Below are 13,151 nucleotides of genomic sequence, written 5' to 3'. Positions count from 1 at the left end.
TTTGGAGGTGAGAAAATAAGTTGTGGGGAAATCAAGGGTTGTTGGGTGATCGAGGATGATAAAACGAGTGAAGGAGAAGTTGAGGTGGCAGCAGATTGTGGGACGAAAGTTGAAAATGCGGTGAACAACGGGTCAGCGCGCAAAAAACTTCAACTTAATTTTTCCGAAAATACGCTTAACCAACTTTTGGAATTGCAAGAAAAAGGGCTTAAAATAGACGAATTGTTCAATGAATTCTTACAAAAAAGAAACTAAGAAATCGCGGAGGAGAAGGCGAGGATTGCGCAAGAGATAGCTATAAAAGAGCAAGAAAAAATGGCGAATGGCGAAGAAGTATCGAGGTATGTACCACGAAAAGTTAAGGGAATTTTGAAAAAAGAATTCGGCACAAAGTGCGCGGTGCGGAATTGCGAAAAAAACGCTGAACAGATTCATCGAACGAAGCGATTTGAGCTGACCCACAGCCACAATCCGTATTTCATGGCGCCATTCTGCAAAGCGCATCATGACATCGCGCACTCGATGGACGAGAGGTTTCTTCTGATGAAGGGGATTAAGTGAAGGGGACGGGTGAGGTGGTGAGACGGCGAGGTGGCATAATGAAGATTTGGTAAAGATAAGAAGATGGCGAGGCTATATCGCTTTGCGAGGTAAAATTAAAAAAACTCCCGGTGATTTTTTAAAGTTTTTTTAATCTTCTAGTGTAGAAGTCAGGATATGACACAGCAAAACGAACCACAATCTACGAGAAAAACAGGCCAAAAAACCACAAAAGAAATCGGCGCTGCGGCTGAAGAAATAGTTGCTAAGTACCTCACATCAAATCATTGGGAAATCCTCGAAAGGAATTTTTATATTCGTGGAGGGGAGGTTGATATTATTGCGAAAGATCCAAACCACATTCTCGTTTTTGTAGAGGTGAAGCTCCGTAGTTCAAATTATTTTGGTGAAGGGGTGGAGCAATTTACAATTCAAAAACGCAAAAGGGTGAAAAAAGCAGGACTCAGTTACCTTCAAATATGCCAAGAAAGATACACTTCAATACGCTTTGACTTCATATCACTTGGTCAACATAATGCGAAATGGTGGATTAAGCATTTTAAAAATGTAGAATTGACGTGACGCGCTGGAAGCTTGCGTTGCGAGTAAGGTGCGAAGCAACCATTTTAAAGTGTGGAATTTAAAATCTGTACATGCTAAAATTCTGAAGCTAAATAAATACAAAAAAATAATATGCAGATCTCACCTAGAAAATTCAACATAATCGTGTTTGTCACGATACTTGTTTTGATCGTTTTTTACTTTGTGTTTAATTTGTTTTTGAACAATGGAATGCTTAGTGTAACCGGTCAAACCCCTTTTGAATTTACTGTAAAAGGTAACTCACAGGTATGTGAAGTTTCACCATGTGAGATGAAATTGATACAGGGTTCATATACGCTTCAAGCAAAGAAAGAAGGGTACGGAGAAGAGGAGGCTGATTTTTTGATAAAAAGAAGAGCAGTTACGCCACTAGAGGTGAATTTTGAATTTGTACCGATGATTAGAAAATTAGAAAGTAGGGCTCATATAACCGTAAATGATGAGAGCTTCGACGTGAGGAGCACACCACTTAGTTTGAGCGAAGGCTTTGAGCTCCGTCCACTTCCTAAAAGTTTTTCAAGTATTGCACTATCTCCAAGTTTGAAATATGCATTTTTTTATGGGCTCGATACGCCTACCGGTGCAAATTATCTTCTTGATATAGCGGCGGCATCAATTCGTAAATTAAATATTGGTAATGTTCAAGCATACAAATATGCACCAAAAAATGACGTACTTTATTTTATCAAAAATGAAATCTCAGGAGGGACTATGAGCGATTCAAGCGACGATTCAAACATAGCGCAGAGTTTGAATTCATTTGTTCCGGGTGACATAAAATTAGTATCAAATTTTGTAAAACCACTTAAATCTCCAAAAGTTTTTGTTTCTCATGATGAGAATTTTGTAGTTGTGTATGATGCAGATACCGGAGAGGTTTTTCTTGTAAATTTACTGGAAGATTCCAGGAGTAAGATTCTAACTTTGATGGCGGTGAGAGATATCAAATTCAGCCCTTCGAGCTCACAAATACTTATAGGGTCAGCCCTGCCGGGGTCAGCTACGCTGCTGGCATATAGTATTTTTGATCTAAAAGGCACAGAGCTTAAGGCTGATTTATCTATAGTGGCAGAGCCGGATTCTATAGTTTGGCGTGATGAAAATAATATTTTCTATGCGATAGAACAAGAATACGCACCTCAATCAGGCGGAATTCTCAATAAAATTAAAAATAGCGATGGTCTAAAAATCATAACAAACAGAAATTCTTCTATGGTCAATTACAATCTCGGATTCAATAAATACAGCAATTTATACGAGCCAAAGACATTTATAAACAGAGTCGACTTACAAGAAAACGGCGCAGTTTTATTTGGCGACACAGATTCAGTTTGGGAGATCAAATTCCAAGAGAGCTAGGGAACCTCTAAAAAGCAAATCTAAAAAAAATAGTCTTGGTTTTTTAAAAATATTTTAACTTTGTTTGGTATAGGGTGGAAAACATTAACCACCTCAGCCATGGTAACAAGGATTTTTTCGTCCGCTTTGATCGGACTTTCCAGCCGTTTAGTTGAAATTGAAATAGTAGTTGTAAATGGCCTACCGCAATTTGCGATGGTCGGGCTTCCGAGTACAGAGGTCAAAGAAGCCAAGGAGCGTGTTTATGCCGCAATTAAATCTTCCGGTTTTAAATTCCCTCAAACTAGAAAAATTGTAAATCTTTCACCGGCGGATATTCCAAAATCCAGTACCTGCTATGACTTGGGGATTGCTTATGGGCTGCTACTTGCAAGCGGAGAGGTGAAGGGCTGGCTCAGTCGGAGATCGGATTTTGACGCTGATGGGATTTCTACGGATTCGACTTTGATACTTGGAGAATTGTCGCTCGATGGTCAGGTGCGCCCTGTTTCAGGAGTGCTGCTTGCTGTGATAATGGCAAAGGATGAAGGTTTAAAAAGGGTGGTCGTGCCAATAGAAAATTTAGCTGAAGCGAGCCTCGTTGAAGGTATAAAAGTTTGCGGAGTTGAGAGTTTAAAGCATTTGGTTGAGGGGAATTTTGAATTCATGCAAACGGGCGAAATAGTAGAAAATTCAAAAGAATATACAAGCAATACTGAGAATTACGTAGATTTCACAGATATCAAAGGGCAGGCATTTGCCAAAAGGGCACTTGAGATTGCGGCGGCAGGTGGGCATAATGTGTGTTTCGAAGGTCCACCGGGCTCTGGGAAAACACTACTTGGCCGTGCGTTCGCAGGTATCCTGCCGCCATTGTCTACCTCTGAAGCTTTGGAGGTTGCAAAGATTTATTCTGTTTCAAAAATGATAGATGGGAGCCGTCCGCTAAGTTTTGAAAGGCCTTTTCGAGGGGTTCATCATACTGCTTCGAAGATTTCTATTATCGGAGGTGGTTCGGGTGCGATGCCAGGTGAGATCACGCTTTCGCACAAAGGAGTTTTATTTTTTGATGAGCTTCCGGAATTTCCACGAGGCATTCTTGAATCTCTTCGCCAGCCACTTGAGGATAAAACCATCACAATTACACGCGCGAATATGCGATATACATATCCTGCAGATTTTATTTTTATGGCTTCAAAAAACCCATGTCCTTGTGGCTATTTTGGTGATCCGAAGAGAGAATGCGTCTGTAGTGGTACGGAAGTTCAAAGGTACAAGAAGAGAATATCCGGCCCACTCATGGATAGGATTGATTTATTTATAAATGTACCGCGTGTCGAAACCGATAAGTTGTTCAGCGGAGGCCAAGGTGAATCAACTGAAGATATCAGGCGGCGAGTCATCATCGCTCGCGAAACGCAGAGCCGTCGTCTCGCCATCCATGGACTTAGCTCAAACTCTCAAATGTCCGCAAAACTTGTTCGCGCTTACTGCCCACTTACCCAAAAACAAATAAAAACTATAAAATCCGCGGTCGACAAGCATAGCTTGTCCGCCCGCTCCTACTACCGCATCCTAAAACTCGCTCGCACAATCGCCGACCTCTCTCGCTCCGATGTCATCCGCGAATCTCACCTCCTCGAAGCTTTGAGATTTAAGGTGAGCTGAGTTTACGCAAACTACCATTAATCACATGCCAAATTTCAAAAAAGAGCTCCAAAAAGCCAAAACTAAAGCGAAACAGCAGCCTCAAATTCCCTATATCCCAATATTGGGCTTTAGAAGATATTGTAAACAGAAGGCGAATAAGGGTGATAATTAGGTCAGTTAACGATGGACCAAAACATTTTTTTAGCGTATTTCTCGTGAACAAACACTAAAGAAAAGCCCCTCTTACGCTTACTCCTCGTAAGAACGAGAAGATGGCGACGTCAAGTATTTAAACTTCGGAGCTAATCTGCGCCTATACTATCAAAACCCACTGTTATTTGCAATGGAAAAGAGGGTACAGTTGAGGCTTTATCCAACAAACGAAATCCAAAATGGGAGGGTGATTAGCGATAAAATCGTGCTGAGTACGATTCCGCATCAAGTTGCGATTTTATTTAGCATTTATTTTGAGGTCGGGGCAAAGGCGTGCCAGATGGGATGCGCTAATAAATTTCTTGTAGGTAGCAGTTTTCGCAGTAAACTATTTCCGGTTTGTCGGGGACGTAGCTGGTTTGGATTGGGGTTGAGCATTTGGCGCATGCTCGATCGTAAATTCGTGGGAGATTTTGTAATGCATTTCGTCGCCTGTGGCGTTCTTCAGAACTGAAATGTGGCAATGGTATTTTTTGTTCACTATAAAATTTTAGCTCCTGCGCAATCATTTTAAATGGTCTTCCGGTCGCTTCACAAATAGCTACATCTCTCCGATTTGCATCTGGAATTTTTTCTTCAAGGTTTTTCCATCGGAAGCCAAGTGCGAGTGCATTTTCTTTTGTCAAAGGATGGAACTCCGCGGACTGAGTTTCATTGTATCTAAAAAGACTTATGCTCGGTGGAAAGAACTCTCCCCACTCGGTGCATGCGGACGCATGCGCCTGTCCTGTGTATGGCGTGTTTTTCATATGTTCAATAATTCTCGGTACCAATGCCTCATATTCTTCTTTTGTGTATTGCTTATTGAGGATGCAATATTTTTTTCGTTTGAGTCCGCTACAGCCGAAATTATTGCTGCAACCGCTCATAGCATGACAATAAAGATTGTAACTTGAGCTATTCCACGTAAACATGCAAAATAGATTGTTAGAAGAATTTAGCCCACTTGTGATGCAGTTATACATCCACTCGGCGTTATCTCCGAATACGTCTTGATCCATGCAATTTTTGGAATCAAAAAAGTAATAGCAATACTTGCAATTTTCCAAATTCGAAACAGAGAAACAATTATAACTATTTTTTATATTTTGAATTCGGTCACCGGAAAAATTCTCATTTGAATATCCGTGATAATATTTTTTTGGAAATCTGAGTGAAAACTCCGCAAATTCTTTTTTTAATTTTTCAACTTCTTCATGGTTTTGTAGTCGCAATTTGAATGCTTCAAATTGCTCCCTCGGAACTTCCTGATTGAAAACATAATATTCCTTTCCAACTAAATTCACGCAACCGATACAGTTTTTACATTGTTTGCAATCAGCGAGGAAATAGCTGTCATGACAACTCATGCACCTCTGCGAATATTTCAAATTGTAGCAACTTTCACAACACACACATTCATAGCAAAGCTCACAATGGTTCGAGCTCAGGCAGTCCACACATGAGAGCATGTGTTTGCATTCCGTGATGTAATAGCATTTTTCGCAATAATCCATATTGAAGCAAAGATAACAATCCTTACAGTTTGCCGCTCCGTTGATATAGTCGCAATTTTCAGTTAGCAATACAGAATTTTGAAGTAATGGAACCATGTGATAAAGCTCGGCAAACTGCTCAAAAAACGACCGACTAAAATCAAAATCTCGCCCGAAGCTCGTCCCATCCCATGAGTCACCCCACCATGCCTCCGCGCTATATACGGGAGTCGCACAATCTTTATCAAAAGTCGAAAGTATAGGTTTGCCGGTTAGGTCGCACTTCCGCATATAAACCGATCGCAAATTCCGAAAAGCAAGTCTCTGCCTCTGCCTACATGGCGGACAACTCATTGGCTCCGGCACCTCAAATTTCACCCCTCCAAAAACCGGACTCACCTCACTCAAAAACAACCGATCACTATTTGTTACTTCAAAGCCCTCTTTGCATTGCCAACATATCTTCATAAAGATTATTTAATTCTTTACGAGAATACATATAAATCGGTATCAAGGAAAGTAGACTTAAAACGATTCAACTCCACTTCCGCAACATTCCCCCGCTCACCCCAACGACCTTAAAACTTCCAACGCCACATTCTCCCAAAAATTTTCCCCGGGGAAAAAGTGGCCGAACTGGGCTTGTATAAGCCGTTTTAGTATTTTCTTGTTAAATTGCACCTCCATTTTGTGTTTCATCTTTTCAAGTTGATATCGCATTTGTTCGTTAAGTTCGATTTTCATCTGCGCGCTCACGAAAGTGTCGAAGTTTATTTCCGCCTACGCCTCCGCCACAATACTGCAGCTTCACTCCGGTAGAGTCCGCCCACACGCAAAAATACCTTCGCTACGCTCCGGTAGGGTATGATCATTTTGGTTAGATTTGTATTGTGAAATAAACTCAAGTACAACCTTATATTTTTTCCGTCAACACGAGGTTTTGGCTTGGTAGGAATTTGGGCTTTCGGTGGCCACCAAATTTTTGTATAACTGGTGAGAAATAAAAACCATGCGCGAGCGAAGCCACCGCTGAGGCGGGGCAAGCGAGTGCGAAAATGTTCGAAAAAAATAAAAACAGACATAGCCACGCAATACGCGAAGCTTGTATTGCGAAATAAGGAGGCGGAGCCAACAAGTTCCTCTAATCAATTCTAATAATCTATGCCTAGTTTAAGCAAGAAATCAGCGCTACCTAAACCGGTTCGGATTCATCCGAAAAAGGTACTGATTCTTGGTTCCGGAGCTCTGAAGATAGGTGAGGCGGGTGAATTTGACTATTCCGGGAGCCAAGCGATCAAGGCGATGAAGGAGGAGGGGATTAAGACTGTTTTGATCAATCCAAACATTGCAACAAATCAAACTAGCAAGGGGCTTGCGGATAAAGTTTATTTCTTGCCGGTGAATGCTTATTTTGTGGAGGAAGTGATAAAAAAAGAAAAACCGGATGCGGTACTTTTGTCATTTGGAGGGCAGACGGCGCTGAATTGTGGGGTTGAGCTTTTTGAGAAAAGGATTTTGAAGAAATATGGGGTGAAGGTGCTCGGGACTCCTGTTGAGTCTATACAAAAAACCGAGGATCGGGATTTGTTTAATAAAGAGTTGCGGAAGATTGATGTGAATGTGCCGCGAAGTTTCGCATGTACATCGAAGAAGCAGGCTCTAAAGGCTGGTGAGGATATAGGATTTCCACTTATGATACGAGCGGCATTTGCCCTTGGGGGGCAAGGGTCGGGGTTTGCATATGACAAAAAAGAATTGGCGGATATGCTCGATACTGCTTTTAGTTTTTCTCCACAAGTTTTGGTTGAAGAATGTTTGAAGGGTTGGAAAGAAGTTGAATATGAAGTTGTGCGTGATTGTGCTGATAACTGTATTACGGTTTGCAATATGGAGAATTTTGATCCGCTCGGAATTCATACCGGAGAGTCGATCGTGGTTGCGCCATCACAGACTTTGAATAATTTTGAATATCATATGTTGCGTGAAATTGCGCTCAAAGTTATTAGACATTTGGGGATAGTTGGAGAATGTAATATTCAGTACGCGCTTGATCCTATGTCACGAGAGTACAGGGTGATAGAAGTGAATGCTCGCTTGTCGCGTAGCTCCGCGCTCGCATCCAAAGCGACAGGTTATCCGCTTGCCCATGTCGCAGCAAAATTGGCTTTGCACTATACTTTGCCGGAACTTAAAAATGCAGTGACGGGATGTACGACCGCATGCTTCGAGCCGGCGCTTGATTATTTGGCATTAAAAATTCCTCGCTGGGATCTGGATAAATTCAGAATGGTCTCACAAAAGATCACATCAGAGATGAAATCAGTCGGCGAAATTATGGCGCTCGGTCGCTCTTTTGAAGAAGTTTTGCAAAAAGGTCTTCGTATGCTTCAAGTTGGTATGTACGGATTTACCGGTAATGAGCAACTGGGGATACCTACAGATCATCTTAAATCTGCAATCGAGAATCCAACTCCAAAAAGGATTCTTGCGATAGCTGAAGCGCTAAAGAGAGGGCGGAGCCCTGAAAAAATAAATAAAATCTCAGGAATCGATATTTGGTTTTTGGAGAAATTAAAAAATATAGTTGATCTAGATATAGAGCTTGCGGCCAAAGGTGCGATCTCAAAAGATCTCATGCGAGAGGCGAAGAAAAAAGGATTTTCTGATAAACAAATTTCTATAATTCATGGAGGCGAAACAGAAATGGAAGTTAGAGCTATGCGAAAGTCGATGGGTGTACTTCCGGTGATAAAACAAATCGACACGCTCGCTGCTGAATACCCGGCTCAGACAAATTATCTGTACATGACTTATCACGGTACAGAAGATGACTTAACTATCTCTTCAAACAAACCAAAACGCACACAAAATGCGAAAACAAAACAAAAACCAAAGGCGATCGTCCTCGGATCCGGCCCCTACTGCATTGGTTCTTCCGTAGAGTTTGACTGGTGTTGTGTTACAGCGGTTAACACTCTAAAAGACCAAGGATACGAAACCATCATGATAAATTATAATCCGGAGACTGTGTCTACGGATTATGACACATGTGACAAATTGTATTTTGACGAATTGTCACTTGAGCGCGTGCTCGATATTTATGAGGCGGAAATGGCGTTAGCTTCATTTGCGAATAAGGGGCGGCGCGAAGCGCCGCAACCATCTTGCAGTGTGCTCATTTCCATGGGTGGCCAAGTGCCAAATAACTTGGCGCTCAAGCTCCATGCGAACAAAGTGAAAATCATGGGTACTTCTCCGCAAGATATAGATCGTGCGGAGAGTCGTCATATATTTTCTAAATTGCTCGATGACCTCGATATTGACCAACCAAAATGGAATGAATTTGCGAAAAAAGAACAGGCATTTAAATTTGCAAAAGAAGTTGGTTACCCGGTACTTGTGCGACCTTCTTATGTCTTGTCAGGAGCTGCGATGAGTGTTGCAAAAAATGAAGAAGCTTTGGATGGATATTTGGCAAAAGCAGCAAGGATTTCAAGCGAAGCTCCGGTTGTGATTTCAAAATTCATGACAAATGCAAAAGAGATCGAGGTTGATGCGGTCGCACACAAAGGGGAGGTTCTTATCTGGGCTATTTCCGAACATATAGAAAACGCAGGAGTTCACAGCGGGGATGCAACAATAGTGCTCCCTCCACAAAAACTTTATTTTGAAACTATAAAAAGAGTCCGTACGATTTCGAAAAAAATAGCAAAAGCATTGAATATCACAGGGCCGTTTAACATACAATTTCTTGCGAAAAATAACATGATAAAAGTGATCGAGTGCAATCTCCGTGCTAGTCGCTCGTTCCCATTTGCATCCAAAGTAACAGGTCATAATTTTATAGATATTGCGACAAAAGCTATGCTTGGAAACGTAGAGCCAAAGGCCGTTCGCGACGCGAAGTATCAGACGCTCGACATGGATCACGTAGGGGTTAAGGCGCCACAGTTCTCATTCTCTCGACTCAAGGGTGCTGATCCGGTACTCGGCGTTGAGATGGCGTCAACAGGTGAGGTAGCTTGTTTTGGAGATGATATGTATGAGGCATTTTTGAAAGCTATGATTTCTGTAGGGCTCCGCCTTCCAAAGAAAAACGTACTTTTGAGTATAGGGAGGGTCGAAGACAAAGCCGCATTCCTCGGACATGCACGTAAACTTCTAAGCCTTGGTTTCCATATTTATGCGACGGAAGGAACTCATGCTTTTCTGGCTGAAAGTGGTATTAAATCAAAAATAGTTTACAAACTCAGCAAGGCCGCAAACAATGATAAATTATCTCCCACTATGCTCGACGTGCTCGAAAAACGCGAAGTAGATCTGGTTATAAATATTCCAAAGACTTATTCCAAAGAAGAAATTACAGATGGGTACAAGATTCGCAGAACTGCAATTGATTTAAATATTCCATTGATTACAAATTTACAAGTAGCAAGCGTACTGGTCGACAGTATAGAGAAGTACGATCTCAAAGATCTCAAGATAAAATCTTGGGATGAGTATTAGTTGACGAGCTGGGCGATCCATGTTATACTTATGCGATAGGTTTTTAAAACTTCATCTCATATTTCTTAAATCCCCTCAAGTATGGCCAGCAAAAAAAATGTAAAAATGCTCATATTCTTGCTTGTACTATCGCTCGCGGTAGTTATTGCTTTCGGCGCATTTTCTTCTGAAGATGGACAAGGTAGAGCTCGACGAATAGCATCGAAAAGTAGTACACAGTCTACAACGGTGACTCAAAATGTTGCGCCCTCTCCAGCAGTTACGATTCAGTCTTATGGTAACTTAAATACGATGAGTAACATAAGACTTGATTACAACAATACTTTATGTAATGAATCTTCTTATGCTCGTCTTGGGCAATGGAAGATCAATTCTAATACGCCGATTACCGCTCGAGGATTTAGTTTCTGGAATCACTTTGGTACGTTTATGACTGATTATAGGGTAATTGTTAGTAGGGAATCTGAGGTAATAAACTATATAACAAGTTATAACGTAACCTCGGTTCAAAACTATTTCAATGCACTCAAACCTAATAATGTTACATTTACTATCCCGGCAAATCAGCCTACATTCATAACTCTATACGGTAAATACAAAGCTACCAGTCAACAAAATAGAGCGATTACAGCAGAAGTTGCTATAACAAATAATGGAGTTATAGGAAGTTTCAATGGACTAGTTGGAAGTCCAATTAATATGTCAGGATTTGTACAGAATAATCAAACGAATTTTACAGCAGGTTTCACTGAGATAAATTCAGCGAATGGTGCTACATGTAATAGATTTGAATAAAAGAATTTAAGTACAAATTTAGGAATTACAAGAGAGCCTTTCGGATATATCTGAAGGGCTCTTTTTTGTATGTAAAAAATACTGGATTTTTGTAAAACTATGCCATATAGTCAGACCCTGCCACTCAAGAATATTTAAAAATATATTTTTACACATATACTAATGACTCAAGATATAGCGGCACAAATGGATCAACAACGTCTCAATAAAGGACTGGCACAAATGCTCAAAGGAGGAGTGATTATGGATGTGGTAAACCCTGAGCAGGCCAAGATTGCAGAGGATGCCGGAGCTGTTGCTGTCATGGCTCTTGAACGTGTGCCGTCAGACATTCGTAAAGATGGTGGTGTTGCTCGTATGAGTGATCCGCAGATGATTTCAGAAATACAAGCGGCCGTGTCGATTCCGGTTATGGCAAAAATTCGTATTGGACATTTTGTAGAGGCACAAATCCTCGAATCACTAAATGTGGATTATATAGATGAAAGTGAAGTTTTGACTCCGGCAGACCCATGGAGTCATGTTGATAAATCAAAATTCAAAGTTCCATTTGTATGTGGAGCGACGAACCTTGGTGAGGCGCTACGCAGGATCAATGAGGGCGCATGTATGATTCGTACAAAAGGTGAGGCAGGTACAGGGAATATTATCGAAGCGGTTCGTCATTGGAAAACAATTCAAAATGAAATTGTATCCCTCAAAAACATGTCAGAGCAAGAATTAGAAGCGGCAGCAAAAGAAATGCGCGCCCCTCTAGAGCTTGTAAAAGAAACACGTACACTTGGTCGCCTGACTGTTGTAAACTTTGCGGCGGGAGGTGTTGCAACTCCTGCAGATGCAGCCCTTATGATGCAGCTTGGTTGCGACGGAGTGTTTGTCGGTTCAGGAATATTCAAATCAGAAAATCCAGCCGTAATGGCAAAAGCCATAGTTGATGCAACTATGAATTTTATGAAACCGGAAGAGGTAACTCGTGCATCAACAGGACTTGGCAAAGCTATGGAGTCTCAATCAATAGAAAGTCTGGAAGTGAAATTGGCTGAACGCGGTTGGTAAAATAGTTTTATGAAAATAGGGATTCTTGCAATTCAGGGCTCTGTCGCAGAACACAAAAAAGCACTTATAAAAGCTGCGCAAAATTTGCAAATAGAAGATTTTGACGTTACTGAAATCCGATTACCGGAAGATCTTTTTGAAAATTACGATCCGGAGAGTCCAAATCAAAATAAGCGGAGAATCCAAGGTATTATTCTTCCAGGTGGCGAAAGTACCGCTCAATCGAAACTTTTGAAAAAGTACAACCTTTTTGAACCGCTGAAACAAGCTATAATCGGCGATTCGACTAATCAAGATGGGTTAATCAAACCATTACCCGTTTGGGGCACTTGTGCAGGCGCAATTTTACTTGCAAAAGAAGTTATAGGGCATTCCAAAAATCAAACAGATGATAACCTGCCCGAATCACTCAAAGTCATGGATATTCGCGCGGATCGCAATGCTTATGGAACTCAAAGTGACAGTTTTATAACCGAAATACAGATTTTAACTCATCAAATCGAAGCTGTATTTATCCGCGCCCCAAAACTCAGCTTACTCACTAATCCGACTACTCAAATCCAAGTCCTCGCCACATACAAAGACCAGCCAATTGCAATCCGGCAAGGCCACATGCTAGCTACGAGCTTCCATCCGGAACTCACAAACGACACGATGATGCATGAATTTTTTCTCAAGTACCACCTACCTACAGCCAGCCCCACTTTACCTAAGTGGCCACTTCTTTAAACCACCTTTTCCTCAAACCCTCCAACAGTCCGACACCTTCTACCTAAGCGCCAGTTTTCTGTGTTCCAAATAAAGAAGGTCTGTTTTCGTAGGCTCGCTATACATTCCCGCATGTGTAATCTTATGATGAAGCTTGCACAGCGCTATGAGATTGTCGTGAGATTTGGTCTTCGCATAGCCATTTTTGTGATGAAACTCCGTTGCCGGCCTTTCGCAATTCGGACTGCTGCACCTGCCACCTGTTTT

At 41.4% G+C, this 13,151-nt stretch carries 10 protein-coding genes; 8 read left to right on the top strand and 2 right to left on the bottom strand.

Annotation, left to right across the window (positions count from 1 at the left end; translation table 11 throughout):
- From Q8P68_03140 to Q8P68_03125, 4 genes are all read left to right on the top strand, one after another.
- Window positions 1-255: hypothetical protein (locus Q8P68_03140; protein ID MDP4008164.1), on the top strand; the 255-nt coding region annotated here is incomplete at its 5' end.
- A gap of 462 nt (window positions 256-717) precedes the next feature.
- Window positions 718-1,122, top strand: a complete 405-nt coding sequence (locus Q8P68_03135) for a YraN family protein (protein ID MDP4008163.1) — start codon at window positions 718-720, stop codon at window positions 1,120-1,122.
- 111 nt (window positions 1,123-1,233) lie between these two features.
- A complete protein-coding gene (locus tag Q8P68_03130) occupies window positions 1,234-2,502 on the top strand; it encodes a hypothetical protein (GenBank protein ID MDP4008162.1) in 1,269 nt (422 codons plus the stop codon).
- A gap of 99 nt (window positions 2,503-2,601) precedes the next feature.
- Window positions 2,602-4,149, top strand: coding sequence for a YifB family Mg chelatase-like AAA ATPase (locus Q8P68_03125; GenBank protein ID MDP4008161.1), 1,548 nt, complete (start codon window positions 2,602-2,604; stop codon window positions 4,147-4,149).
- Between the two features lie 485 nt (window positions 4,150-4,634).
- On the opposite strand, the gene Q8P68_03120 is transcribed toward Q8P68_03125, so the two are convergent.
- Window positions 4,635-6,287 carry a hypothetical protein gene (locus Q8P68_03120; GenBank protein MDP4008160.1) on the bottom strand — a complete coding sequence of 551 codons (1,653 nt, stop codon included), beginning with the start codon at window positions 6,285-6,287 and terminating at the stop codon, window positions 4,635-4,637.
- A 693-nt stretch (window positions 6,288-6,980) separates the two neighbouring features.
- On the opposite strand from Q8P68_03120, the gene carB reads away from it, so the two are divergent.
- The 4 genes from carB to pdxT all read left to right on the top strand — a co-directional run bounded on the left by carB (window position 6,981) and on the right by pdxT (window position 12,905).
- The gene (gene carB / locus Q8P68_03115; GenBank protein ID MDP4008159.1) at window positions 6,981-10,325 is read left to right on the top strand and encodes a carbamoyl-phosphate synthase (glutamine-hydrolyzing) large subunit; all 3,345 of its coding nucleotides are present in this window, start codon (window positions 6,981-6,983) and stop codon (window positions 10,323-10,325) included.
- A gap of 81 nt (window positions 10,326-10,406) precedes the next feature.
- On the top strand, window positions 10,407-11,120 hold the full coding sequence (locus tag Q8P68_03110; protein ID MDP4008158.1) for a hypothetical protein: 714 nt from the start codon (window positions 10,407-10,409) through the stop codon (window positions 11,118-11,120).
- 186 nt (window positions 11,121-11,306) lie between these two features.
- A complete protein-coding gene (gene pdxS, locus Q8P68_03105) occupies window positions 11,307-12,176 on the top strand; it encodes a pyridoxal 5'-phosphate synthase lyase subunit PdxS (GenBank protein MDP4008157.1) in 870 nt (289 codons plus the stop codon).
- A gap of 9 nt (window positions 12,177-12,185) precedes the next feature.
- Window positions 12,186-12,905 (top strand): pyridoxal 5'-phosphate synthase glutaminase subunit PdxT, encoded by a 720-nt coding sequence (pdxT, locus tag Q8P68_03100; protein MDP4008156.1) that lies wholly within the window; start codon window positions 12,186-12,188, stop codon window positions 12,903-12,905.
- 39 nt (window positions 12,906-12,944) lie between these two features.
- Here pdxT and Q8P68_03095 read toward each other — a convergent pair.
- Window positions 12,945-13,151 (bottom strand): hypothetical protein (locus Q8P68_03095; GenBank protein ID MDP4008155.1); only part of this gene is annotated, 207 nt, incomplete at its 5' end.

The organism is Candidatus Peregrinibacteria bacterium (assembly GCA_030700255.1).
GTDB lineage: Bacteria > Patescibacteriota > Gracilibacteria > UBA1369 > JABINC01 > JABINC01.
This window is presented reverse-complemented; position numbering and strand designations above follow the sequence as displayed.

Excerpts from the sequence above, each read along its gene's own strand:
- Q8P68_03135 (MDP4008163.1), top strand. The coding sequence starts at position 718 with ATGACACAGCAAAACGAACCACAATCTACGAGAAAAACAGGCCAAAAA.
- Q8P68_03130 (MDP4008162.1), top strand. The coding sequence starts at position 1,234 with ATGCAGATCTCACCTAGAAAATTCAACATAATCGTGTTTGTCACGATA.
- Q8P68_03125 (MDP4008161.1), top strand. The coding sequence starts at position 2,602 with ATGGTAACAAGGATTTTTTCGTCCGCTTTGATCGGACTTTCCAGCCGT.
- Q8P68_03120 (MDP4008160.1), bottom strand. The coding sequence starts at position 6,287 with ATGAAGATATGTTGGCAATGCAAAGAGGGCTTTGAAGTAACAAATAGT.
- carB (MDP4008159.1), top strand. The coding sequence starts at position 6,981 with ATGCCTAGTTTAAGCAAGAAATCAGCGCTACCTAAACCGGTTCGGATT.
- Q8P68_03110 (MDP4008158.1), top strand. The coding sequence starts at position 10,407 with ATGGCCAGCAAAAAAAATGTAAAAATGCTCATATTCTTGCTTGTACTA.
- pdxS (MDP4008157.1), top strand. The coding sequence starts at position 11,307 with ATGGATCAACAACGTCTCAATAAAGGACTGGCACAAATGCTCAAAGGA.
- pdxT (MDP4008156.1), top strand. The coding sequence starts at position 12,186 with ATGAAAATAGGGATTCTTGCAATTCAGGGCTCTGTCGCAGAACACAAA.